Source organism: Aeromonas sp. s3, assembly GCF_040907805.1.
In the GTDB taxonomy this organism is placed as follows: Bacteria; Pseudomonadota; Gammaproteobacteria; order Enterobacterales; family Aeromonadaceae; genus Aeromonas; species Aeromonas dhakensis.
In genome coordinates this window covers 1-24,723 of sequence record NZ_JBFOCQ010000011.1, presented here as the reverse complement: position 1 = coordinate 24,723, position 24,723 = coordinate 1, and the positions used below count along the sequence as shown (strand labels likewise).

The following is a 24,723-nucleotide window of genomic DNA, read 5'->3' as shown; positions in this document are numbered from 1 at the left end:
AAATGGCGCCCACGGGCGCCATTTTTCATGACCGAACCTGACGCAACTGGTCCGATATGACGGCCACATCTACCCAAAATGGCGCGCTGGCGCGTGCTTTTACACTCCGTTACATCTGCTCGCTTTGCAACCGCCCCATAATGGTCCCGCCAACCCGCTGCCCGGGGTGGCAGGCCCGCCGGCAGTGACGGGCCGGGGGATCACGAGCAGTTTCCTGTCAGCACGGAGGCCAGGACGGCAGATGTCACAGAGCGTATCAAATCAGGTGATCAGACGAATGCTGGGAGCCTGCCAGCAGCAGGGGGGCGATCCCGATGCCATTTTGATGGCGGGCGGCCTCACGTCGTTCGACATCGAGCGGGAGCAGGGCCGGCTGCCGGCCCACAGCCACTACCGGATGCTGCAACTGATGCAGCCCTATCTGGCCCATTTTCACGAGACCATCCTCTCCTACGACATCGGCCAGCTCTACCAGCACTATCCACCCCTTATCAGCCTGTGCCTGAACCAGCCCTCGCCACGGGCGGCGCTCGAGGTGCTGCTGGCCTATCGCCCCATCATCGGCAGTTGTGACGAGCTGCGGGTGCGGCGGGGGACGCAGGCCAGCCAATACTTGTATGTCAATCAGGGGCCCGCCAGCCTGGGGGCGAGTCAGGCTATCCCCAACTTCATCATGCTCTACCGGATTTTGCGGGTCTATCTGGCGGATCCCCGGGTCTCGGTGGGCTTCATGGGGCGGCCGCCACCGCGCCATCAGCTACTGGATCAGTTCTTCGCCACCCGCTGCCGCTGGGAGCAGGGGGAAAACACCCTGACCATAGACAACGCCCAACTCGACTGCCCCAGCCACTGCTACAACGAACCGCTGGGTCATCTGCAACTGGCTCAGCTGGCACAGATCTGTGCCGACATCGCCGAGCGGGCCCCCTTTGCCTATCTGGTGGGGGAGCGGATCCGCCACAAGATCCGGGAAGGGGAGCTGGAGAGTGACGAGAGCCTGCTCAAGGAGGTGTGCGCGGCCATGAATGTCAGTCGCTGGACTTTGAATCGCAAATTGCAGGGGGAGGGGAGCAGTTTCTCGACCCTGCTGAGGGAAGCGAGGGTGAGCGAAGCCTGCCGCTTGCTGGGCGAGGGGGATCAACCGCTGCAGAACATCAGCGATCGGGTCGGCTTCTCCTCTCAAAGCGCTTTCAACCGCTTCTTCAAGGCCAACACCCGGATGACGCCGCGGGCCTACCGCAACGCCCGCCAATAAGAACGGGATCGGCGCAAGGCCGGTCCCGTGGTCGGGTCTCTGCTGGGCAACAGTCAGGCAAGGCCGGGCTGGGTGCCCGGCCGTGCCTGCCCCTGCTAGCGGGTAACGGTAGTGACGCTGGCAGGATCCACTCCGGCCGGCAGTGCCAGTGCCCCTGGCGTGGTGTTGCTCACCACTATCTCCTTGCTCACCGTGAAGCTGACCGGCGTGCTGGCAGAGACATCCGACGAGGGGCTGATGTAGGCGCTGTAGCGACCCGGCTCCACGATCCACTGGTTGCTGGCCTCATCGAAGCTGGCGAGGATGCTGGCCGGAATGGTGAAGCTCAGCTGTTCGATGGCCCCCGGTGCCAGCTGCGCCGTCTTGGCAAAGGCCTTGAGCTCGATGAGCGGTTTCTTCAGCTTGACCTCGGGGGCGGTCACATAGACCTGGGCCGCCTCCTTGCCTGCCACGGCACCGGTGTTGGTGATGGTGGCGGTCAGCACCAGGCTGCCGGCGCTGCCGCCCTCCAGGGTATTGCTGGCGATGGCGGGGCTGGTGTAGCTGAAGCTGGTGTAGGAGAGACCGAAGCCGAACGGGTAGGAGACCGCCTGCTCGAAGGTGCTGTAGTAGCGATAGCCCACGTAGATCCCCTCGTTGTAGTAGAGATCGTCCGGTTCGCCGTCCCCGTCGGTGTCCTCACCCGGGAAGGTGCCGGCGGAGGGCACGCTGGCGTAGCTGTGCGGGAAGCTCTGGGCCAGCTTGCCGCTCGGGTTGACCGCGCCTGAGAGCACATCCGCCACCGCGTGGCCGGTCTCCTGACCGGCCATGTAGGCCAGCAGGATGCCATCCACCTTGTCGCCCCACTGGGCGGTGTCGATGACGCCGTTGACGTTGAGCACCACCACCACCTTCTTGCCCTGGGCGTGGAAGGCGCTGCTCACCGCGTCGATGAGGGCGCGCTCGTCATCACCGAGCAGATAGTCCCCCTTGCCGCTGCTGCGATCCGCCCCTTCCCCGGCCTGGCGGCCGATGCTGATGACGGCGGCTTGTTGGGTGGCGGCCGCATTGGCGATCAGGGCTGCCAGCTCGCCGCTGATCGGCGCCTCGGCGCAGGTGTAGTAGCCCTTGGCGCCAAATTGCCCCTCGTGATAGACCTTGTTGTTCTCGTAAAAATCGCGGTAATAGCTCTGCAACGCCTCGTTGACCGGGAAGCGTGCCGCCAGTCCCTGCGCGATGGTGGTGGTGCTGGCGGCGTTCACATCCCCGCTGCCGGTGCCGCCCTTGTAGGTGTTGATCTGGTTGATGCCAAAACTGGCCAGCGTGCTGCTTGCCGAAAGCGGCAAGGCCGCGGCCTCGTTGCGCAGCAGCACCATGCTCTCGGCGCCGGCCTGACGGGCCAGTTTGGCGTGGGCGGTCAGATCCGGGCTGTTGCTGATGGCCAGCTGGTTGTAGGAGGGGCTCTTCATCACCTGGGTCAGGATGTGGATGGCGGCCTCGTTCACCTTGGCCTCGTCGAGATCGCCCTGCTCGATGGATTGCTGCAACTGCTCCTTGACGTTGCCCGGCTCGATCAAATCCTGTCCCGCCAGCACCTGCTTGTAGGCGTTGTTGGCCACATCGCCAGCAAACCAGTCGGACATCACCAGGCCGTCGAACTTCCACTCGCCGCGCAGCAGGTCGGTCACCGCATCCCTGCGCTCGTTGACATAGGTGCCGTTGACCTTGTTGTAGGAGGTCATCACCGCCCAGGGCTGGGCCTCGTCCACCGCTATCTGGAAGCCGCGCAGGTAGATCTCGCGGAAGGTTCTCGGTTCGCCGATGTCGTTGATCTGGTTGCGGTTGGTCTCGGAGTTGTTGCCAAAGTAGTGCTTGATGGTGGTGCACACCCCGTTGCTCTCCACCCCGTTGACCATGGCAGCGCCGATTTTGCCGGTGAGCAGAGGGTCTTCCGAGTAGTACTCGAAGTTGCGGCCATTGAGCGGGTTGCGCTGGATGTTCATGCCCGGGGCCAGCAGGATGTCGACCCCGTACTGGCGCACCTCGTCCCCCATGGCTTCGCCGACGGCCTTGACCAGCTTGACGTCCCAGCTGGAGGCGAGCAGCGAGCCGATGGGCCAGGCGGTGGCGTAGTAGCTGGCGCTGTCACCGTCGCGGTTGGCGTTGATCCGCACCCCGGCCGGCCCGTCGGCCAGTTTAAGGGCCGGAATGTCGATGCCGTCTGCGCTGCGCAGCACGCCGTTGATGTAACCCGCCACGCCGGGCACGTCCTGTTTGACGTTGATGGCGCCGTTGGCACTGCCGTAACCGGGGCCGGAGAGCAGGTCCAGCTTCTCGCTCAGGGTCAGCCTGGCCACCATGGCCTCGGCCTGGCCGCGGTAATAGGCATCGTCCTTGATCAGGGGATCCGAGTCATTCTGGTTGCAACCGACCAGCAGGCCGGCCAGCGCCAGGCTGACCCCCAGTGAAACCGCTTTCAATTTTGTGGTGATAGACATGAAGACGTCCTCGTAACTGTCTGAATAAAAATAAAAAGGAGATATCGACACCGGGCGCAAGGCATCCGCCCGGGCTGGACCGCTCTGCTGGCGGCTGCCATTGGATATCGCAAGGAAGGCCGAACGGGCCCGTGGGCCGGCGTTTGGCTGCAGGCAGGTTAACAAGTCGGACGATGGCCGCCTTGCCCCGGGGGAGCGAGAAATGTGCCGACGGGAGCAAGGGGGCAGAGTTGTGAGCAAGGTCGCATCGAAAGGCGGTGCCAAACCAAGGGCTGAAAGTGACAAGAGGGGAGAAGGGCAGGGGAGATGGGAAAAACGGGTGGCCTGATGGCCAATGACGCTGGCAACACGCGAGGGGGCCGGTGGCCCCCTCGAAGATAAGTCAAAGCGTCCGGGCGCTGGCCCGGAGCGGTTTACTTGGGCCGTTTGAGGGCCCCGGCGAGTTCAATCTGCACCTTGACCCCCTCCTGCTTGAGCGCCGTGGCGACGGCGTTCAGATCGGTGCCCGGCTTGGCTTCCAGCAGGGCGATGCCGCCGCTGCTCTGCTTGAAGCGCAGGCCGTGGCGGCTGGCCAGCGTGCTGGCCTGGTTGTCATCGGCTTCCACCAGCAGGGTGCCGCTGGCGGTGAGCTCAGGGCTGGCCACCCCTTGCAGCAGCACGTCGCCGCTGCGCAGGGTTTGCCGGGGCGCCTTGCCGTCTGCGCTGCGGGCGACTCGCTGCTTGCTGCCGTTGTCCGGGGTGAGGTAGGTCTGACCGTTTACCTCTATGGTGCGGTACTGCTTGCCGTCGATCACCACCGATTCATCGGCGGCGTGCACGCCGGCCGAAGCCAAGAGGCCGGCCAGGGCCAGGCCGAGTAAGCTGTGTTTCATCTTGTGACTCCTTGTGATCATGAGCGGGCGGCATCGTGGCCGATCACCCGCAGGGACCAGTTGAGCAGTTGACCCGGCTGGCTGTTGTTGCGCTCGGTCAGGGTGCTGCGGCGGTTGGTGTTGAGGTCAACCAGCGTCAGCTGGCGGCTGCTGTTGGAGACGTCGGTCACCTCCAGTCGCCACTCGCCCTGGGCCGCTTCGCCATAAAACTTGTGGGAGAGCATGCGCATGTCGCGCAGCCCCTTGGTGCGCACATAACCCAGCTGCTGCCGGTCGAGGGATTGTCCCACCAGGCTGTTGTTGGGGTTGAGCAGCACGCTGCGGGTACCGGACGGGGAGACCAGCTCGATCAGCAGGTCGGGCAGGCGCTGGTGATCCAGGCTCACCGTGACCTGGACCGCTTCCACGGTCAAGGCCTGCGCCACCTGGGTGCTGGAGCGGGTGGCACTGCTGCCCACATCCGCGATGCTCCCTTCACTGCGCGGCACAGTCACCTTCTGAGCCGGCAACTGCACCAGCGGCGGCAGCGGGGTGTGGTTGGCGGCGGCGGTCAGGGTCTTGTTCACGTCGATGAGACCAAAGCCATAGGTGGGGCTGTACCAGAGGCCGGCGGCGTTGCGCTCCCACCCTTCCAGGCCGGTGACCTGGCGGGGTTGACCGTTGGCGGCGGTATAGCTGACCTGGACCGGCTGCTGGCCGGCATCGATGCGGGTGGCGTTGCGGGCCAGCAGATCGCGCAGATCCCGCACCGACAGATCCGGGTAGGCGGACATCAGCAGCGCCATGGCGCCCGAGGTGTTGGGGGTGGCCGACGAGGTACCGTTCATCACGCCGTTGTAGTCACAGGTGGCATCCAGCTGCGGGTTGTTGTGCAGCCGGTTGGTACTGGGATCGTCGGTGCGGTTGTAGCCCATGTCGCAGCCGGGCAGATCCGTGGTTACCATGGCCGGCGCATCGGTACCATACTCCCCGCCGGGGGCGCTCAGGAAGACGTTGCTGCCGACGCTGGAGTAGGAGGAACGCACTCCATCGGCGTTGATGGCGCTCACCACCAGGTTCCAGAAGTTGCTGTTGGAGGGGTCTATGTTGCTGTTCTCGAACGGCAGCTTGGGCAGGACGCCGGTGCGGCTGAACATGTAGTCGCCCGCGGCGATGCGGTTGAAGCCGTTGCCTGCCGCCTTGATATAGGCCGCGCCCTGCGCCTGCTGGGTCTGCTGCTCGAACAGGCGATCGAGCTGAACCTGATCCAGCCCGCTGGCGCTTTGCGGATCCACCAGGCTCATGCCGTAGCTCTGGTTGAAGACCCGGTTGTCGGCGGTGGCGGTGCTGCCGCCCAGCGCATAGATCCAGTCTTTCTGCAGCTGCTTGCTGCGCTCATCCAGCAGGTTGAACCCCTGCAGCTGAACGCGAGGGGCCACCCCCAGGGTGCCGATGTCGTTGTCGACCGCCCCGATCAGACCGGAGACCGAGGTGCCGTGGGCACTGTCCGGATCGGTCGGGGTGGGGTCGCTGCTACCGGTCACCACGTTCTTCGAGCCGGGGCGCACATTGTCGGCCAGGTCCGGGTGGGCGATGGCCAGGCCGTCATCCACCACGGCCACGTTGATGCCCTGGCCCTGCACGCCGGTACGGTGTGCCCACCAGAGGTTGAGGTCGTTGCCTGCCACGCCGCCGCGGGGGCTGAAGGCATTCTGGCCGCTGTTGAGCAGGTGCCACTGCTGATCCTGCAGCGGGTTGATGCCGGGCAGGCAGCGCTCGGCGCTGCTGCGGCCGGTATCGAGGCCGACTTCCTTGCCGGTCAATGGGGGGCAACTCTCACTCGCCTGAACTGAAGCGATGGGCAGGGCCGAGAGCAGGGCCGAGATTGCCAACGCTAACGATGTTTTTCTCATTAATAAACTCCATCTTATATCGCACCGTCCTGGGTGCGACTGGCATCTATACATGGGAAAAACAGAGTCAAAAAGCACTCATTTTCATTCTGAGATAAGGCTCAAAGAAATCTCACAACAAATAATCGACAGACCATGTGGGGGTTCCTGTGAATCCTTTTCTGTGCTGTATTGAGAACTTTTCTCAGTTTGCCGCTATTGATGTTTATCTTTTTATATCAATTGATTAGTAACCATTTGTTAACGTCTGACGGGCCGTTACCGGTGTGAGAGAGGCGGGGCGGATCTACGCAGGATGGGGGGAATCTTCACGCTGGCGGGAGCGCCGCTGCGATGAAAACAGGGGGCACTGCAGGCAAGCCACCCGGTGCCAATGGCGCCGTGTGGTCTGGAGGGACTGGCCGATAGGGGAGGCTATTTGCTCAGTACCAGCAATATGGTACGAAACGCCGGACGGCAGGGGCTATTTGATCAACGCCAGAATGGATCGAAAGGCCGGATGGCGACAATCGCCCAGCAGCTCGTAGAGGCACATCTCCACCGAGGTGAGTTCGGCCCCGTGCGCCGCCAGCTTGTGGATGGCGAGCTCCCGGTTGGCGGTGCTGCGCGACGACACCGCATCCACCACCAGCGACACCTGGCTGCCCGCGTCCAGCAGCCCCAGCACCGTCTGGTAGACGCAGATATGGGCCTCGATGCCGCACACCAGCCAGTGGCTGACGCCCTGGCGGGCGAGGGCGTCGGCCAGCGCCGGCTCCCCCAGCGCGCCGAAGCTGTGCTTGGGCAGCACCAGATCGCCTGCCTGCATCAACTGCAGCTCGGGCACTGTGGTCCCAAGCTTGTCCGGGTTCTGCTCCAGCCAGACAACCGGCAGGCCCAGCAGTCTGGCCCCCGCCACCAGCCTGGCGGTATTGGCGATGAGGGCATCGCTCCCCTCGACCAGACGGGCCAGTTTGCCCTGAATATCGACGACCAGCAGGCCGGTGTTCGTGGTGGTCAGCATGGATACTCTCCCGGATCAGAGTGAGACAGTGGCGCCGAGTGGGCGGGCGAGGGAGGCGCGCGACTGGTTCCACAGATAGATGAGGGTCAGCGCGATGACGGTACCGATCGGAAAGGCGAACAACTGTAGGGCGACGAAGCACCAGAAGACCACCTTGAAGGCGGTCACCTGTTCGGTGAGCCCGCGATAAGCCACATAGTTGAAGGCGAGCACAAACAGGGCGATGGCGGTTGCCAGGCCAAGGCTGAGACTCTGCGACGGCGCCATGTCAGCCGGGTGGAGCGGGCTGACCGTGACGACGGCCCAGGCGACGAAGGCGATCATGGCCAGGGAGAACAGAGTGGCAAGGATAAAGATGGCCTTGGCGAGCAGATGTTGTTTGGGGGTCATGAATACTCCTTGAATAGGGTGTGGTCGTGCTCCCTGCTGGTGAGTTAGCGAACCCTCCATGTCGTTCGCGACTGACAAGGTGACGTATAAAATATGAGTCACGGCACTGTGTCGATAAGGCATAAACCTACCGGCAGGGACGGATCAGGTCAAAAATAAAGTAATTCAAAATGTAAATTTGGTGGCAACCAAGCCATAAAATGTAGCAGCTCTGAGCCGAAGTATTTTTCCTGCACCTGCCTGCCAGTTGAAAAAACAACCATCATTTCATCTGGACTTGGTTAATTGGGAAGCCCGTTTTTTATCTCTTACCCATAATACAGAGTTGTCTGTCTTCTTCATCTCGAACAAGTCAATTGCCATGAACAGGTCACTGAGTTTTTTAAATCCATAATTTCGTTGATCGAATGAGGCATGATTTGAGATATGGCTGCCAATTGGGCTTAACCTTGCCCAGCCTCCGCCTTCTTCAACTGCTTCAATGGCTTGTCTGAGCAAATTGATGAGGCGTGTATCACTCTTGAGATTCTTGGCTTGCTTGGTAACGGGGTGCTCTTCTTGAATATCCTGCAGTTCTGCATCCAGATAGAGAAAGCGAGAGCAGCTATTGACGAAAGGCATCGAGGCTTTACGCTCTCCAAACCCAATCACAAACTTGCCATCAGCCAGACATCGGGTAACAAGTGGGGTGAAGTCACAGTCAGAAGAGACGAGGCAGATGACATCCACATCCTTGGTATAAAGCACATCCATAACATCGATGACCAAAGCCATATCGGTCGCATTTTTTCCCTTGGTCAAGTCGAATTGCTGCACAGGTTGAATGGCAAATTCATGCAATATTTCTTCCCATGACTTGAGGGTCGGGTTTTTCCAGTTGCCATATGCCTTACGAATATTGACTACACCATAGCGAGCCAGCTCTGACAATACCCTATCCATCTTGCTGGCTGGTGCATTATCTGCATCGATAAAGACCGCTATTTTCTCTTTATCCTTCAAGTGACCTCCTGTCATCACAATAAATTCAGTTGTAAAAATTTATCACTGTCTAGGTACTTTTTCCGTTCGAAATAAAAACTGTGCCGCAGTCTGCTCTATGTATGGAATATTCTTGGCCTGCAAAATGAGAGCATTGAGTGCCAGATATGTGTCCACAGCAGTTCCTTTGCTGGTTGAATAACAAGGTCCATCACACGCAACAGCCATCAAGTGACCACGATAAGCCAGCTATAGCCGATTAGGGGAGAGGGCAAAAGCAATAACTGTGTGGTTTATCAAAGATTTCTTGTTTGGGTACCCAGCAAGGTTGAAAGCCGGGGTTAGCAAGCATCCGGCAAACCTTGCCCGGTTTTGTTGCTTGGCGAAGAGAAACGGCTCTGTTATGGTGTGCTTAATTAGCCGTTTGGATGGCTAGATGGTTGCGGTGGTTCAAGCACGACTCTGCCATCACGCCAGCCGTTGAGATGTTTACAGGGAGTTTTTATGCAGCGTCGTTCCTTCTTTGCCCTTTCCGCCCTGGCCCTGCTGGCCGGCACCCTGCCATTGGCCGCGCTGGCCGCCGATCCGGCCAAACAGGCGATCGTCATCGGCACCACGGTGGGGGATTTTGCCGACATGGTGACCGACTCCATCAAGCCCCAGCTCGAAGCCAAGGGCTACCAGGTCAAACTGGTGGAGTTCACCGACTATGTGACCCCCAATATCGCGCTGGCCGACGGCTCGCTCGATGTGAACTGCTTCCAGCACAAGCCCTATCTGGAGAGCTTTGCCAAGGATCGGGGGCTGTCGCTCGCCCCCATCACCCAGGTACCGACCGGTCCCATGGGGCTCTATGCCGGCAAGCTGGGAGATCTGAAGGCGGTGCAGAAGGGGAGCACGGTGGCCATACCGAACGACCCCACCAATCAGGCGCGGGCGCTGCTTATGTTGCAGGATCTGGGCTGGCTGACCCTCAAGGAGGGGATCAACCCGCTCAAGGCGAGCGAGTTCGACGTGGTGAAGAATCCCCACGGCATCAAGCTGGTGCTGCTGGAGGCGGCCCAGCTGCCCCGCTCGCGCGAAGACGTAGACTTCTCGGTCATCAACGGCAACTTTGCCGCCTCAAGCGGCATTCCTTTCAGTTCCGGGTTGTTCCTTGAGCGCAGCTACGACTTCATCAACTGGGTGGTGGTAAAAAGTGCCGATGCGGACAAGCCCTTCGCCAAAGATGTGGCAGAGGCCTACAACTCGGCCGCCTTCAAGGCCTATGCCGCCAAGCGCTTCGTCGGCTACAAGTACCCGCAGGGGTGGCAGGGCGCGAGCGCCAGCAACTGAGCCACCACGGCAGAGAGCAGAGAACAACAACGGGCACCCGCAGGTGCCCGTTTTTTGTATCGTGCGGATGTTAGTAACGGCGCAGCCACCAGCGCACCGCGAACAGCGAGGTGAGGCTGCCGAGCAGGGCGCTCGCCAGTACATCCAGTGGCCAGTGCATGCCGATCAGCATGCGCGACAGGCCGACACCTATGGCCCACAGCGGCAGCAACCAGGCGCCGGCGGGGGCGCGCGCCAGCCAGATCAGGCCGAAGAACTGGGCCAGGCTCATGGCGGCGATGCTGTGGCCGGAGGGGAAGGCGTAGTTCACCTCCGCCTGCCAGTGGCTGGCGAGCCACTCGGGCAGCGCCAGCAGCTGGCTGGCCGCATGGACCTGTTCGCTGCGCACCTCCACCTTGCCGGCATAGAACTGCTGGATGGCGGGGATCAGGTTCTGGCTCTCCAGCCAGAGCAGGTAGGGGCGGGGCTCCTCGGTCAGGTGCTTGATCAGGCTCTTGATGAGCCAGTCGCCGGCCAGCACGGCAAACAGGGCGGCGCCGAGGGCCAGCAGCGCCGGCAGGCTCAGCGTCAGCTTGTGTCGGGTCAGCAGCAGCAGGGCCAGGATGCTGACGCCGATGCCGGGCACATCCACCATGCGGGTGAGGGCGTAGGGCCACCAGAGCCAGTCCGAGTGCAGGGCCTGGCTCATGAACGGTTGCCAGGGCAGGCAGACCAGCAGGAGCAGCGGCAGGATCAGGGCGGCACTGAAACAAAGCACCTGGCGGCGCGGCAGGGAAGAGGCGTGAGTCGGCATAACGGGGCTCGGCAAGGTGCCCATTCCTGGGCAGAAAAAAAAGAGGCGTCATTGTGCCAGCCCAACCCGGTCGGTCAAGTCGCGCCCCGATCCCTGTAACACGGGGTTACAAATGAGTGTGGTGATGGTCTGATTGTTGACCAAGGCCCGCTGATGACGGGGGCGGTCAGCAGATATTGCCCGGGCAGGGCGCTTCATCGGGCGCAGATGAGGCAATAGCGCACCCACCCCGGCAGAAAGTCGCGGCGACGGCCGCGTATGGGTGAATAAGCATCTGAAACTTCGGTCTGTTTGGGCTAGAATGGCGCGCTTGTGGCCGCTAGCGAAGTGAGAGAGCCCGATGAAGATCGTCGTTGATGAAAATATGCCCCACGCCCGTGAGTTGTTTGCCGAGTTTGGCGAGGTCGTCCCGCTGCCCGGCAGGCAGATGCAGGCGGCGGATCTGCAAGAGGCCGACGTGCTGCTGGTGCGCTCCGTCACCCGGGTGGACGCCGCCCTCTTGGCCAGCTGCCCTCGACTGAGCTTCGTCGGCACCGCCACCATCGGTACCGATCATGTGGACAAGGCGCTGCTGGCCGAACGAGGCATTCCCTTCTTCAGTGCCCCCGGCTGCAACAAATATTCGGTCGGCGACTATGTGCTCTCCGCCCTGCTGGTGCTGGCCGAGCGCCATGAACTCAACTTGAGCGAGATGAGCCTCGCGGTCATCGGCGCCGGCAACACCGGCGAGTGTGTGGCAGGCAAGGCCGAAGCCCTCGGCATGCGGGTGCTGCGCTGCGATCCGCCCCGGGCCCGCGCCGCCGAAGCAGATGAGGCGGCGCAGTTTGTCGATTACCAGCAGGCCCTTGAGGCCGACATCGTCAGCTTCCACGTTCCCATTACCCGTCAGGGGCCGGATGCCACCTTCCACCTGCTGGATGCAGCGCAGATTGCCGCCCGTCCGGCCGGGCAGATCCTTATCAACGCCTCCCGCGGCGAGGTGTGGGACAACCAGGCCTTGCTGGCGCGCCAGCAGCGCCAGGCGCCGCTGCGACTGGTGATGGACGTGTGGGAAGGGGAGCCGGAGCCGCTGCAGGCCCTGGTGCCCCATACCGAGCTGGCGACACCGCACATTGCAGGTTACAGCCTGGAGGGCAAGGCCCGTGGCACCTGGATGCTCTATGAGGCGCTCTGCCGGCAGCTGGGGCGCACGCCGCGCCAGGATCTGCAGAGCCTGCTGCCCATCCCCGAGGTGCGCGAGGTAACGCCGGGCCAGCCGGCGGATCAGGCATTGATCAAGCAACTGGTCCACCTTGTTTATGACGTGCGCCGCGATGATGCCCGTTTTCGCAACCGGCTCGGTGTGGCGGGCAGCTTCGATGAGCAGCGCAAAGATTATCCGGAGCGGCGAGAGCTCTCGGCCCTGCAGCTAAAGGGGCCGTTTGCGAGCGATGCCCTGGCCCGGCTCGGGTTTGTCTGCCAGCCCGGCTGAGCGCTCTGCATACTTGAAGGGGGGGAGCCTTGTCCCGCCCATACCCGGTCTGGCTGACGCCAGACCCGCTATCAGGCAGGTCCGCCTACCAGCGGTGATGCCAGCGCGCGTCACCGGCACCATCATAGGAGAGAACAGCAGTGAGTCAGCAATTCAACGTAGCGGTATTGGGCGCCAGCGGCGCCGTGGGCGAGGCGATGATCGAGATCCTGGAAGAGCGTGCCTTCCCGATCGCCACCCTCTATCCGCTGGCCTCCAGCCGCAGCGCCGGCGACACGGTGCGTTTTGCCGGCAAGAACGTCGAGATCCTGGACGTGGAGGAGTTTGACTGGAGCCAGGTGCAGATCGCCCTCTTCTCCGCCGGGGCCGAGGTCTCTGCCAAGTGGGCGCCGATTGCCGCCGAGCACGGCTGCATCGTCATCGACAACACCTCCTGCTTCCGTTACGACGAAGAGATCCCCCTGGTCATTCCGGAAGTGAACCCGGACGCTCTGGCCGATTTTCGCAATCGCAACATCATCGCCAACCCCAACTGCTCCACCATCCAGATGCTGGTGGCACTGAAGCCTTTGCACGATGAGGTGGGTATCGCTCGCATCAACGTGGCGACCTATCAGTCCGTCTCCGGCTCCGGCAAGGAGGGGGTGAGCGAGCTGGCCGGCCAGACCGCCCATCTGCTCAACGGTCGTCCGGTGGAGCCCAGCCTCTATCCGCAGCAGATTGCCTTCAACCTCATTCCGCAGATCGACAGCTTCACCGACAACGGCTACACCCGGGAAGAGATGAAGATGGTGTGGGAGACCCAGAAGATCCTGGGGGATGCCAGCATCGCCGTGAACCCCACCTGCGTGCGGGTGCCGGTCTTCTACGGCCATGCCGAGGCGGTCCACGTCGAGCTGCATCAGCCGCTCGACGCCGAGCAGGTGAAAGAGCTGCTGCGCCAGGCGCCGGGCGTCACCCTGTTTGACGACGAGCATGACTATCCGACCCCGGTGCGCGACGCAACCGGCAAGGACGAGGTACAGGTGGGCCGGGTTCGCCAGGATATTTCTCACCCCTGCGGTATAAATATGTGGATCGTGGCCGATAACGTTCGTAAGGGCGCCGCGATCAACAGCGTGCAGATTGCCGAACTGCTGGTGCGCGATTACCTCTGATCGGCGAGTCCATGGGTCTGGCGGGGAGGGATGCCCGCCAGAGATGGCACCGCCGAGCGCGAGGCAGATGTGACCGGGGGCGCACAGTGCGACTTCTGGAATGTTTCGCGATATCAACTGATTAAGTTTTTTCCTACACTCAGGGGCAAGTTGGGTGCTAAATGTGTCGGACTGCTGGCTTGCAACCTGAGCCTGATTTATATTGAACCGACTGTTTTGGGGTAACTATCCAGATTTTTCAATGTGATAGGGCCGTCATACGAAGGAACGAATATGGGACATTCCCGCATAACATTGGCAACGCTACTCGCATTGGGTCTGCTGGGCATGGCCCAGGCCGAAGACTCGACGCGGGAGCCCTTTTTTGTTGAGCTCAAAGGCCCGGACGAGCCGGCTCCGCCCGCCGTCAATTCCCAGCCGCTGGCACAACCCGTCGCCACTCCCAGCGCCACGCCCCAACCCAGCCGAGCGACGGCCCAGCCCATCGTGCGGCAGGTCGCGAGCAATGCCGGCAGTTATGGTCCCATTCGTCCCACCGACACCCTCTGGAGCCTGGCGAGCAAGTACCGTCCCTCCAGCAGTGTCAGCGTCTACCAGACCATGGTGGCGATCTACGAGAAAAACCCCCGCAGTTTCGCCGACGGCAACATCAACCACATTCTGGTGGGCTCGCGCATCCTGCTGCCCACCGCCGCCGAGGCCAGCGTCATCACAGATGCCGAGGCCCGCGCCAAATTCCGCAGTGACAACGCCAGCTGGAAAGGGCTGAGCCCGAAATACCTGGCCAACAAGCATGTTCAACCTGCCAAACCGGTGGCCACCAAGCCAGCCCAGCCCAAGGTGACCCCCACCAAGGCAGCCGAGCCGGCCAAGCCCGAGGTTGCCAAGGTAGCGCCCGCCAAGGCGGCGCCCATTCCGGCTCCGGCACCCAAGGTGGAGGCGCCCCAGCCGGCCACCGAGGTCAAGGAGGTCGCCAAGGCCCCCGAGCCGGTCGCGAGCCAGGCCGCGGCAACCAGTGCCGCCACCGCCAGTGCACCGGCCCCGCTGCCAGCCGACCTCGACAAGCCGGTCGGCAAGCCCTCCACCGAGATGGCGCTGGCGCTGGAAGATGCCAATGCCCAGCTCGGTCAGGTCACCGAGATGAACCACAGGCTCAAGCTGCGACTGCAGTCGCTGACCGAAGAGGTGGAGACCCTCAAGGCCCAGCTGCAGGATCAGACCGCCCTGCAAAAAGAGATTGCCGAGCTCAAGGCCAAGCCGGTTCCGCCGGCGGCGCCGGCCCCCGAGCCCAAGCAGAACTGGCTGATGGACCTGCTCTCCTCGCCGCTCAACCTCGCCATGATCATCCTGTTGCCTGTGCTGCTGGTGCTGGCGCTGGTGACCCTGTGGCTGCGGGCCCGGGCTCGCCGCGAGCTGGAAGAGCAGGAGAAGAGCCTGTCCGAATCCACCGCCATGGTGATGGATCAGGAGAGCAGCGAGTTTGACGAGCTGATGACGGTCGGCATCGCCGACGAGGAGCCGGTGCGGCCGACACCGGATCTCAACACGCCCGATGGCTACATGGCGGTGGAAGAGCCCGCCGCGCCGGCCGATCTGGTGTTCAGCGACGATGGCGAGATGGATCTGGCCAGCTTCGATGCCGAGCCGGCACCGGCCGCCAAGGCCGCCATCCGGGATCCGGACTTGGTGCCCGATCTGGATCTGGCCCATGACGACCCCATCACCCTCGACACCGAGCCGGATCTCGATCTCGCCAGCGAGTTCAATCCCAAGCCCAAGGCCGACAACGAGGTCATGAGCGAAGAGGAGCTGCAGGCTGCCCTGTTCGCCGAGCTGGATGCGGATCTGGAGGCCGACCTGACGCTGGATGGCGCCGATGACGGCCAGCCGGACGCCGAGGCGGTGGTGAGCGATGAGGATCTCGCCTCCTTCGATCTGAGCGATTTCGAGACCGCCTTTGCCGAACCGGGGGCCGACCAGGCTGCCGCTGCCGGCGCCGACGAGATGCTGGCTGAGCTGGGGCTGGAGCCCGAGCCGGTCAAAGGTAAGAAAGAGGCAGAACCGGATTGGGATCCCAACGAGATGGCCCTCTCCGATTTTGAGGATGCCTTCGCCGAAGTGGAACCCCATCAGGGCGAAGTCAAGCCGCGCGAGCAGGCCCAGGAGAGCGGTTATGTCGAGATCGACAAGCTGCTGGCCGAGGCCGATGCCACCACCACGGAGCAGGAACCCTATCAGGGCTTCTCGCTGGATGTGGGGCTGGATGGCTTCCCCGAGGTGCTGCCGGAGTCCACCGGATTTGACGTGGATGCCGACGATGGCGGAGTGGGGGCCAAGCTGGATCTGGCACGCGCCTACCTCGAGATCGACGACAAGGACAGCGCCCGCGAGCTGCTGCAGGAGGCGGCGGAGCAGGGCACCGAGCATCAGCGGGCCGAGGCCGAGAAGCTGCTCAAGCGCCTTGGCTAGGTAGCCAAAGCACCATGATGACAGCAGGGGCAGCCGACGGGCTGCCCCTTCTTTTTGGCGCCAGGTCTGGCCTGGGCGCTGCGATTTGGGATTTTTGAGGCGAGATGGGTATAATCCGCCCCGTTTCTTTCACCGCATCCTTTCATCAGAAGACAAGTTTATCCATGCGAATTGCCCTAGGTATTGAATACGACGGCAGCCGGTATTTCGGCTGGCAGCGTCAGCGCGAAGTGATCAGCGTACAGGAGGAGCTGGAGAAAGCCCTCAGCCGGATCGCCAATCACTCCGTCTCCATCCAGTGTGCTGGACGCACCGATGCCGGCGTTCACGCCACCGGCCAGGTCATCCACTTCGATACCGATGCGAACCGTGCCGAAGGGGCCTGGACCCTGGGGCTCAACTCCAACCTGCCGCCCGACATCGCGGTGCGCTGGGTCAAGCAGGTGGACGAGGGGTTCCATGCCCGTTTCAGCGCCACCGCCCGTCGCTACCGCTACGTCATCTACAACCACAACTACCGGCCGGCCATCCTCGGCAGCGGCGTCAGCCACTACCACGAAGCGATCGACGCGACGCTGATGCACCAGGCGGGCCAGTGCCTCCTGGGCGAGCAGGACTTCAGCTCGTTTCGGGCCGTCGGCTGCCAGTCCAAGACCCCGTGGCGCAATGTGACCCACCTGTGCGTCAGCCGCCAGGGCCCCTATATCGTGCTGGATATCCGGGCCAATGCCTTCCTGCATCACATGGTGCGCAACATCACCGGCTCCCTGCTGCTGGTGGGGCAGGGGCTCAAACCGGTGGAGTGGGTGGCCGAGGTGCTGGCGGCCCGGGATCGCAACCTGGCGGGCCCCACCGCCAAGGCGGGGGGACTCTATCTGGTGGACGTGGATTACCCGCTGGAACTGGGCTTGCCGTGGGTGCCGCTCGGCCCGTTGTGGCTGCCGGACTCGGCACCGGGTACGACCAGTTTTTAGTAACTGGGCCCGAAAATTTGTGGTTTAATGATCCGTCATTTATTGCCATCGAGCTATTAAGTCATTGAACAATCTAGGCTCGATGCGTTTTGTCAGGCACAAAAGCATTAAGGAATTCCATGAGCTGGCTTGAGAAGATCCTTCCCAAGAGCAAGATCACTGCCCCGCGTCGCCACAACATTCCGGAAGGGGTGTGGACCAAGTGCAGTGCTTGTGAACAGGTGCTCTACCGGGCAGAGTTGGAGCGCAATCTCGAAGTGTGCCCCAAGTGTGATCATCATATGCGCATCAGCGCCCGTGCCCGCCTCGAGAGCTTTCTCGACGAGCAGGGCCGCACCGAAGTCGGTGCCGAGCTGGAGCCGCAGGATGTACTGAAATTCAAGGATTCCAAGCGCTACAAGGATCGTTTGTCAGCCGCCCAGAAGGATACGGGCGAGAAAGATGCGCTGGTGGTGATGAAGGGGACCCTCAAGGGGGTGCCGGTCGTTGCCTGTTCGTTCGAGTTCTCCTTCATCGGTGGCTCCATGTCCTCCGTGGTGGGCGCCCGCTTCGTGCGCGCCGTCGAGGAGAGCATCAAGGAAGGGCGCGGTCTGGTCTGTTTCTCCACCTCGGGTGGTGCCCGCATGCAGGAGGCGCTGTTCTCCCTGATGCAGATGGCCAAGACCAGTGCGGCGCTGGACCGACTCTCCAAAGCCGGCCTGCCTTATATCTCGGTGCTGACCGACCCCACCATGGGGGGCGTCTCCGCCAGTCTGGCCATGCTGGGTGACATCAACGTGGGCGAACCCAAGGCACTGATCGGCTTTGCCGGTCCCCGCGTCATCGAGCAGACCGTGCGCGAGAAGCTGCCGGAAGGCTTCCAGCGCTCCGAGTTCCTGCTGGAGAAGGGCGCCATCGATCTCATCATCGACCGCCGCGACATGCGCAACCGTCTGGCCAGCCTGCTCGCCAAAATGCTGAATACTCACGTCATCGAAGAGTGAAGATGAGTTCCAACATGCAACAATCCCAAAGCCGGTCGCTGGTCGACTGGCTTTCTTATTTGGAGCAGATCCACCCGGTCAACATCGACATGGGGCTGGATCGGGTCGGCGCCGTCGCCCGCCGCATGGGTCTTACCCAACTGCCGTTCAAGGTGATCACGGTGGCAGGCACCAACGGCAAGGGCTCCAGCTGCGCCATGGCGGCCAGCATACTGATGGAAGCCGGTTACAAGGTCGGCGTCTACTCCTCTCCCCATTTGCTGCGCTTCACCGAACGGGTGCGGATCAACGGGGCCGAGCTGGCCGACCGCGATCACTGTACCGCCTTTGCCGAGGTGGAAGCGGCCCGCGGCGAGATAGCCCTTACCTTCTTCGAGTTCGCCACCCTGGCCGGTTTGTGGCTGTTTCGCCGCGCCGCGCCGGATGTGCTCTTGCTGGAAGTAGGGCTGGGCGGCCGGCTCGATGCCACCAATGTGGTGGAGTCCGATGTGGCCATGATCACCTCCATTGCGCTCGATCACTGCGACTGGCTGGGGGATACCCGCGAGGCGGTGGCGGTGGAGAAGGCGGGAGTGTATCGCGCCGGCAAACCCGCCATCAGCGGTGAGCCCAACCCGCCCGTCACCATTGCCAGCGAGGCGGCCCGCCTCGGTGCCTGCCTGCGTCAGGTCGGCATCGATTTTCGTGGCGATGAGCACGAAACCGGTTGGGATTATCACGGCCTCCACCAGTGGCGCGACCTGCCCAAACCGGCCCTGCCGCTGATGAACGCGGTCACCGTGCTGGCGGCGCTGGAGTCCCTCGGCCTGCCGCTGCCGGAAGAGGCTATTCGGCAAGGGCTGGCCAATGCCCGGCTGGCTGGCCGGATGCAACAGTTGCAAAGCGCGCCGCTGGTCATCGTCGATGTGGCCCACAACCCCCATTCGGCCGCCTATCTGGCCGCCCAGTTGCGCAAGCTGCCCTGCCGCGGCGTGCGCCGCGCCGTGGTCGGCATGCTCAAGGACAAGGACATGGCGGGTTCGCTTGCCGAGCTCGATGGCCTCATCGGCGAGTGGTATCTGGCGAGCCTGAGCGGCCCGCGGGCGGCGAGCGCGGCCCAGTTGGCGGCAGCTCTTGGCAGCGAGCGGGGGCCGGCGACCCCCTTTGACGACGTGGGGCAGGCCTATGCTGCCGCGTTGGCCGCATCGAGTCCTGATGATATGGTCATTGTGTTTGGTTCGTTTTACACTGTCGCCGACATTCTGGCGGGTGTCGCCGTCTAGGCCACATCCCGGCTCCCCGGCCCTTTGGCGGGGAGCCAGATCGCATATTGAGTTACGTAAAGGTAGGATTCAACTTGGCCTCTAAGTTTCAAAACCGTCTGGTGGGGACCGTCATCCTGGTGGCCCTGGTAGTCATTTTTCTGCCGGATCTGATGGACGGCCACAAGCTGGAGCAGAAGGAAGAGGCGTTCGCCAAGATCCCGCTGCGCCCCGAGCTGGAACCCGCCAAGCCCGCCTTGCAGGTATCGGCCGCCAGCACCCTGCCGGCGGAGCATCTGGCCAGCCAGCAGCAGGCGTCGGCTGCCGAACAGTGGCAGGTGGAAGAGGTGCCCGAGCCGGTCACCCTGGGGGCCAAGCAGGGCCAGCCGCAGGTGCAGCAGCCGGCCGCCAAGCCGGTGACCCAGCCCGTTACACCGCCTGCGGCCAAGCCCCAGCCTGAAGTGATCGCCAAGAAACCGGTGGAGCAGCCCAAGCCCAAAGTGGTGCCGCCCAAGCCGGTAGAGGTGCAAAAACCGGTGGAGAGCAAGCCGCAGGCGGGTCAGATCAGGTCGATGGACGACCTCATCGCCAGCAAGATGGGGCAAGCGACCACGACCGCAGCCCCGGCAGCGACGGCCCCGGCCCAGGGCAGCTGGATCCTGCAGCTCGGCGCCTTCAAGAACGTCGACAGCGTCAACGCGCTGGTGGGCAAGCTGCGGGCGGCGGGCTACTCGGCTCACACCTCGCCGCGCACGCCGGTGCAGGGTCAGCTCAACCGGGTCTTCATCGGACCGGATGTCTCCAAGACCAAGCTGCAGGGCATGCAGAGCCGCATCGGCCAGATGACCGGCCTGAGTGGTTCCGTTGTGGCTTACAACCCCTAAGAGGGACCACAAGATAAAAAAATACCGCGCTTCATTCTGGATGGGCGCGGTATTTTTTTAGATGCATTTCACCGGTTTGGGCAGGCCGCCAATCTTGGTGGCCTGCTTGGCCGGGCCTTCCGGGAACAGCTTGTAGAGGTAGCGGCTGTTGCCCTTCTCGGGCCCGTACTGCTTCTCCATCGCCTTGACCAGGGCGCGGATGGCGGGGGAGGTGTTGAACTCCAGATAGAAGGCGCGCACGAAGCGTACCACTTCCCAGTGCGGCTCCTCCAGTACGATACCTTCCTGCTCGGCCAGTACCAGTGCCAGCGCCTCGCTCCAGTCGTTGCTGTTGAGCAGATAACCCTTGGCATCGGTCTCGATGAGTTGGCCGTTGAATTCCAGCTGGTGGTGCTCGGACATGGTGGGCTCCTTGTGGCCTGTCAGGATTGGGCGGGCATGGTAGCGCCTTGTTCCCGGGTGAGCAACCGGCTCTCGTTGGCCAGGGCGAGCAATTCGTCCGCCAGCTGGCTGATGAGGTTGAGCTGCTGGGTCAGCATCAGCTGCTCCTCGCTGCTGTCCGGGGTGATGACCGGGCACTGCCCCTCGATCTGCTCCGGCATCTCTCCCGCCAGATGGCCCGCGGCCCGCTCCAGGGTGTGGCTCAGGTGGCGGCTGATCTCGTCCAGCTCGCCGATGGCCTCCAGCTTGTCGCGATGGGCGCCCAGCGCCGAGATATAGGAGAGCAGGGCATGGTTGCGCCAGGTGAGGGTGAAGCAGAGGTCGAGGAAACGACGGCGCTTTTGCGGCTCCACCAGCATGCTCTGCCAGGCCATGGCCAGCTCGCTGTCCGCCAGATGAGCGCTCTTGCGCGCCACCCGGTAGTCGAGTGACTCATCCCGCTGCTGCTGCAGGCTGGCCAGCACCGCCGAGAGGTAGCGGGCGTTGGCCGACAGCGAATTGGCGATCAGGGTCGGCAGCCGTTTGTACTGCCAGTCCGGCCAGAGCCAGGCCACCAGGGCGTAGGAGAGCAGGCAGCCGAGCAGGGTATCGAGCATGCGCGGCCCCAGGATGGCGAAGCCGATGCCGTCCAGCAGGTTGAACGCCATCAACACGTAGAGGGTGATGAAGCAGACCGCGGCGCTGTAGTTGCTGCGTACCTGGGTGAAGAAGAGAAAAGCGGCCAACCCCATCACCACCAGCTGCACGTGTAGTTCGGGGAAGAGCCAGAGCACCGGGATCCCCACCAGCAGGCCGGCGAAGGTGCCGAGCATGCGCTGCACCAGCCGGCGGCGGGTGGCGCTGTAGCTGGGCTGGCAGACGAACAATACGGTCAGCAGGATCCAGTAACCCTTGTCCAGCTGGAAGGCCTGCAGAATGCCGTAGCCCACCACCAGCCCGAGGGACAGCCGCAGGGCATGGCGAAACACCATGGAGTTGGGGGTGAGATGCTGCTTGAGCTGGGTCAGCAGTGGCAGGCGGGCGGGCCTGGCCAGGGGCGGCAGGCTCTGCGGGGCCTGCTCGGGGTTTTGCAGCTCCTCGGCGCTTTGCAGCAGCTGGTTGATGCTGGCCAGATTGCGGCGCAGAAACTTCATCGGCGTCAGCAGGGTTTTGGGATAGTGCTGCTTGAGGTGGGTGAACTCCAGCTGATCGCCGAGTGCCTCCAGCGTCCAGTGGATGCGCTTGTTATGGGCATAGGGTTTGTGCACCAGGATGGCGTAGCCGAGCCGCTGACACGCCTCGGAGAGCTGCAGGAATACCTCCTGAAAGCCGTCCAGCACGATGCCCTGCTTGAGCTCGGCCTCCAGCTTGCTGTAGGGATAGTGGCTGGAAGTGGCCCGCTCGTGGATCTCCAGCGCCAGCAGGTAGAGGCGCAGCAGGCTGGCCAGCTCGGGGGAGGCCCGGTGACGGGTGCTGAGGCGGGCATTGAGGGCCGACTTGGTGAGCGTCAGGGCATTGACCAGGTTGATGTTGAGCTGGGCCAGGTTGTGACGAATGGCCTGGGCGCCGTGCTCGTCGGCCGGAAAGAAGCGGGATTTTTCCAGCAGATAGCGGGAGAGGGCAAAGTAGCTCTGGGCCAGCTGTTCGTGCAGGGTCTTGTAGGGCAGCAGCCAGAGCCAGACCAGCGACACCAGGCCATACCAGAGCGCCCCGGCGCCGAGGGCCAGCGGCTGATAGAAGAGATCCGGCGCCTTGGCGGCACCCAGCATGGTGTAGATGGCGATGAGCAGGGAGCCGAAGCTGATGGTGGCGTAGCGCTGACCGAGCGCCCCCACCATCACGAAGATGAAGGTGGAGCCCGCCAGCCCGATGGCGAACAGCCAGGGGGTGGGGAAGAGATATTGCACGCAGAGGGAGGCGAACAGGAAGCAGAGCAGGGTCATGGCGAGGTTCTTGACTCGGCCCCACAGGCTGTCGTCGGTCTCGGCGATGGCGCCGGCCACCACCCCGAGGGAGAGCAGCACGGTGAGCTGGATGTCGCCGGTCGCCAGGGTGAAGGCGAGCAGCCCCATGATGGCCAGCAGCACCTTGAGGGCGAAATAGATATGACTGTCAGTCAGCAGCCGGCGCAGCAGGCCAGAGAAATCCGTGGGCATGGGAGAGCGCAACCCTTGAGCGAAACGAAAGCGAGAGCATAACCGGTCAACAACGAAGTGGCCCTGATTTGGATCAGGGCCACTTCGCTTCATATCCTTGATTTGCAACTTATCCTGACAGAAACAGGCGCCAATAAAAACCCCGCCGAAGCGGGGTGTTTGATTAGTTGCGGTTGCCGCCGAGCAGGCTCAGCAGACTCAGGAAGATGTTGTAGATGGAGACATACAGAGTGACGGTGGCGGAGATGTAGTTGGTCTCGCCGCCGCGCACGATCTGCTGGGTGGTCAGCAGGATGGCGCCGGAGGAGAACAGCATGAACATGGCGGAGAGGGCCAGGCTCAGGGCGCTCATCTGCAGGAAGATGTTGGCGACCATGGCCACCAGCAGCACCCAGAAACCGACGAACAGCATGCCGCCGATAAAGGAGAGATCACGCTTGGTGGTCAGGGCATAGGCCGACAGACCGAAGAAGGTGAGCGCAGTGCCGCCGAGCGCGGTCATCACGATCTCGCCGCCGCCGTTGTTCATGTACATGTTGATGATGGGGCCCAGGCTATAGCCCAGCAGACCGGTCAGGGCGAAGGTGAACACCAGCCCCATGCCGTTGTCACGATTCTTCTCGGTCAGGAACATCAGACCGTAGACGCCGATGAGGAAGATGGCCCAGTGCAGGGGCGGCATGTTCATCACGGTGGCTACCCCGGCCACCACGGCAGAGAAGCCAAGAGTGAGGGAGAGCAGCATGTAGGTGTTGCGCAGTACCTTGTTGGTATCGCGCGCGGCACTCTGGGTGCCGGTATAGATAGAACGGGTATCCATCTTGGGTGTCCTCTTGATTTCCGGGGTGAAGCGGCAATCCGCTTCGTTAACGCATTGTATGCACTGAATGTCGGGATGACGAGCGCTGATTTCAAGCCCCACCCCAGCCTGTTGCCCCCTACTATCCCAAATCAAATATGTATTGCATATGAACAAGGGGCTGACGTAGTATGCACGCCGTTCGGAGGGGTGGCAGAGCGGCTGAATGCACCGGTCTTGAAAACCGGCGATGGGCGACCATCCGTGGGTTCAAATCCCACCTCCTCCGCCAGCTATATAGCCCAACCGATTGATTCGGCTGGGCTTTTTTGTATCTGTGATTTTTGGTATGCCAGTGAGCATGGCATTAGGTGTTGGCTGTCCTACCCCTTGATAGCACTCCCTTGGACAGGTCCTTGCCACGACTTCCTCAAGTTAGCCAAAGCAAGAGAGGGGCAATGGCCCTCTTTTGCTATCTATTTTGTGAAGGCCCAGGGAAGTATGAAACGAAGCAAAAGACAGCAGAAGCGATATCAGAGGCGGTCTGGCTTTTCTGTGAGCAATTGACGGCAGAAATTGAGGCCGAAAACCATAAATTGCCAACCTTTCAGCAAACTAGGAAGACCCCTGGGTTGGCAGAAGGCAATCTCATCAGGTAGATGCTGGATTGGTCTCGTAAGGACGAGACTGTGTCAGCAGCATTCAATCGTGTCGTCCAACCCAGAAAAGGGCGCAGGAGCGCTAGAACAAAGGTGAATATCTCAGGTGACATAAGTGAATAAGGCTGTTTGTCGCAAAATCATGCTCATTACGCGGATTAAACTACTGCATGTGCAACCCTTGCTGATATATCTGCGCAGTTTGAGCGAAAGCTTGCTCAAAACTGAGTGCTCGGAGTGCTAGTTCGTGGTAAGTAACTGATAAATAACAGAACGTAAAAGTGGCATGGTCAATGCTTATGGTTCCGGTTGAGTGTCATTACCGTTCAACCAATCAGGAGCAAACTCATGCCAACTCCATGTTATATCAGCATCGAAGGTAAAACCCAGGGCAACATCACCGCCGGTGCTTTCACCTCCGATTCCGTCGGCAACATCTTCGTGCAGGGCCACGAAGACGAGATGCTGGTGCAAGAGTTCCAGCACGTCGTCACCGTACCGACCGATCCGCA

The 24,723-nt window shown here is 62.2% G+C and carries 19 protein-coding genes, 1 tRNA gene and 1 pseudogene; 11 read left to right on the top strand and 10 right to left on the bottom strand.

Annotated features, from left to right (window positions below; all coding sequences use genetic code 11):
- The first annotated feature begins 277 nt into the window (after positions 1 to 277).
- Positions 278 to 1,255: a helix-turn-helix domain-containing protein gene (locus AB5Y98_RS05925; protein ID WP_368231513.1), complete on the top strand. Its 978-nt coding sequence runs from the start codon at positions 278 to 280 to the stop codon at positions 1,253 to 1,255.
- A 95-nt stretch (positions 1,256 to 1,350) separates the two neighbouring features.
- Here AB5Y98_RS05925 and AB5Y98_RS05920 read toward each other — a convergent pair whose 3' ends face one another.
- From AB5Y98_RS05920 to AB5Y98_RS05895, 6 genes are all read right to left on the bottom strand, one after another.
- On the bottom strand, positions 1,351 to 3,732 hold the full coding sequence (locus AB5Y98_RS05920; protein WP_368231509.1) for a beta-glucosidase: 2,382 nt from the start codon (positions 3,730 to 3,732) through the stop codon (positions 1,351 to 1,353).
- A gap of 413 nt (positions 3,733 to 4,145) precedes the next feature.
- Entirely contained in the window at positions 4,146 to 4,604 is a 459-nt protein-coding gene (locus AB5Y98_RS05915; RefSeq protein WP_017783047.1) for a hypothetical protein, read from the bottom strand.
- Positions 4,605 to 4,621: 17 nt separating this feature from the next.
- Positions 4,622 to 6,496 carry a S8 family serine peptidase gene (locus tag AB5Y98_RS05910; RefSeq protein WP_368231508.1) on the bottom strand — a complete coding sequence of 625 codons (1,875 nt, stop codon included), beginning with the start codon at positions 6,494 to 6,496 and terminating at the stop codon, positions 4,622 to 4,624.
- Positions 6,497 to 6,959: 463 nt separating this feature from the next.
- Positions 6,960 to 7,499, bottom strand: coding sequence for an isochorismatase family protein (locus AB5Y98_RS05905; RefSeq protein ID WP_368231507.1), 540 nt, complete (start codon positions 7,497 to 7,499; stop codon positions 6,960 to 6,962).
- A gap of 15 nt (positions 7,500 to 7,514) precedes the next feature.
- Positions 7,515 to 7,889 carry a hypothetical protein gene (locus tag AB5Y98_RS05900; RefSeq protein WP_054544569.1) on the bottom strand — a complete coding sequence of 125 codons (375 nt, stop codon included), beginning with the start codon at positions 7,887 to 7,889 and terminating at the stop codon, positions 7,515 to 7,517.
- 267 nt (positions 7,890 to 8,156) lie between these two features.
- Positions 8,157 to 8,891, bottom strand: a complete 735-nt coding sequence (locus tag AB5Y98_RS05895) for an NYN domain-containing protein (RefSeq protein WP_095592481.1) — start codon at positions 8,889 to 8,891, stop codon at positions 8,157 to 8,159.
- A 483-nt stretch (positions 8,892 to 9,374) separates the two neighbouring features.
- Here AB5Y98_RS05895 and AB5Y98_RS05890 point away from each other — a divergent pair, with 483 nt between their 5' ends.
- The gene (locus AB5Y98_RS05890) at positions 9,375 to 10,205 is read left to right on the top strand and encodes a MetQ/NlpA family ABC transporter substrate-binding protein (protein ID WP_216973053.1); all 831 of its coding nucleotides are present in this window, start codon (positions 9,375 to 9,377) and stop codon (positions 10,203 to 10,205) included.
- Positions 10,206 to 10,275: 70 nt separating this feature from the next.
- Here AB5Y98_RS05890 and AB5Y98_RS05885 read toward each other — a convergent pair whose 3' ends face one another.
- Entirely contained in the window at positions 10,276 to 11,022 is a 747-nt protein-coding gene (locus AB5Y98_RS05885) for a phosphatase PAP2 family protein (protein ID WP_254204982.1), read from the bottom strand.
- Positions 11,023 to 11,338: 316 nt separating this feature from the next.
- On the opposite strand from AB5Y98_RS05885, the gene AB5Y98_RS05880 reads away from it, so the two are divergent.
- From AB5Y98_RS05880 to dedD, 7 genes are all read left to right on the top strand, one after another.
- On the top strand, positions 11,339 to 12,469 hold the full coding sequence (locus tag AB5Y98_RS05880; RefSeq protein WP_368231506.1) for a 4-phosphoerythronate dehydrogenase: 1,131 nt from the start codon (positions 11,339 to 11,341) through the stop codon (positions 12,467 to 12,469).
- A gap of 140 nt (positions 12,470 to 12,609) precedes the next feature.
- On the top strand, positions 12,610 to 13,626 hold the full coding sequence (locus AB5Y98_RS05875) for an aspartate-semialdehyde dehydrogenase (RefSeq protein WP_368231505.1): 1,017 nt from the start codon (positions 12,610 to 12,612) through the stop codon (positions 13,624 to 13,626).
- A gap of 273 nt (positions 13,627 to 13,899) precedes the next feature.
- Entirely contained in the window at positions 13,900 to 16,095 is a 2,196-nt protein-coding gene (locus tag AB5Y98_RS05870; RefSeq protein WP_368231504.1) for a FimV/HubP family polar landmark protein, read from the top strand.
- Between the two features lie 164 nt (positions 16,096 to 16,259).
- Entirely contained in the window at positions 16,260 to 17,069 is an 810-nt protein-coding gene (truA, locus tag AB5Y98_RS05865) for a tRNA pseudouridine(38-40) synthase TruA (protein ID WP_368231503.1), read from the top strand.
- Positions 17,070 to 17,188: 119 nt separating this feature from the next.
- A complete protein-coding gene (gene accD / locus AB5Y98_RS05860) occupies positions 17,189 to 18,052 on the top strand; it encodes an acetyl-CoA carboxylase, carboxyltransferase subunit beta (RefSeq protein WP_005302503.1) in 864 nt (287 codons plus the stop codon).
- A 2-nt stretch (positions 18,053 to 18,054) separates the two neighbouring features.
- Complete coding sequence (gene folC, locus AB5Y98_RS05855; protein ID WP_368231502.1) at positions 18,055 to 19,314, top strand: bifunctional tetrahydrofolate synthase/dihydrofolate synthase; 1,260 nt, start codon at positions 18,055 to 18,057, stop codon at positions 19,312 to 19,314.
- A 74-nt stretch (positions 19,315 to 19,388) separates the two neighbouring features.
- Positions 19,389 to 20,177, top strand: coding sequence for a cell division protein DedD (gene dedD, locus AB5Y98_RS05850; RefSeq protein ID WP_368231501.1), 789 nt, complete (start codon positions 19,389 to 19,391; stop codon positions 20,175 to 20,177).
- Between the two features lie 57 nt (positions 20,178 to 20,234).
- On the opposite strand, the gene AB5Y98_RS05845 is transcribed toward dedD, so the two are convergent.
- From AB5Y98_RS05845 to AB5Y98_RS05835, 3 genes are all read right to left on the bottom strand, one after another.
- Entirely contained in the window at positions 20,235 to 20,579 is a 345-nt protein-coding gene (locus AB5Y98_RS05845; protein ID WP_011706490.1) for a TusE/DsrC/DsvC family sulfur relay protein, read from the bottom strand.
- A 20-nt stretch (positions 20,580 to 20,599) separates the two neighbouring features.
- Positions 20,600 to 22,753: a YccS family putative transporter gene (yccS, locus tag AB5Y98_RS05840; protein WP_005302494.1), complete on the bottom strand. Its 2,154-nt coding sequence runs from the start codon at positions 22,751 to 22,753 to the stop codon at positions 20,600 to 20,602.
- A 163-nt stretch (positions 22,754 to 22,916) separates the two neighbouring features.
- Entirely contained in the window at positions 22,917 to 23,573 is a 657-nt protein-coding gene (locus AB5Y98_RS05835) for a Bax inhibitor-1/YccA family protein (protein WP_005302492.1), read from the bottom strand.
- 183 nt (positions 23,574 to 23,756) lie between these two features.
- Between AB5Y98_RS05835 and AB5Y98_RS05830 the strand changes: the two genes are divergently transcribed.
- A tRNA-Ser gene (locus AB5Y98_RS05830) sits at positions 23,757 to 23,844 on the top strand.
- A 715-nt stretch (positions 23,845 to 24,559) separates the two neighbouring features.
- A pseudogene (gene hcp1 / locus AB5Y98_RS05825) lies at positions 24,560 to 24,723 on the top strand (type VI secretion system effector Hcp1); the annotation flags it as partial.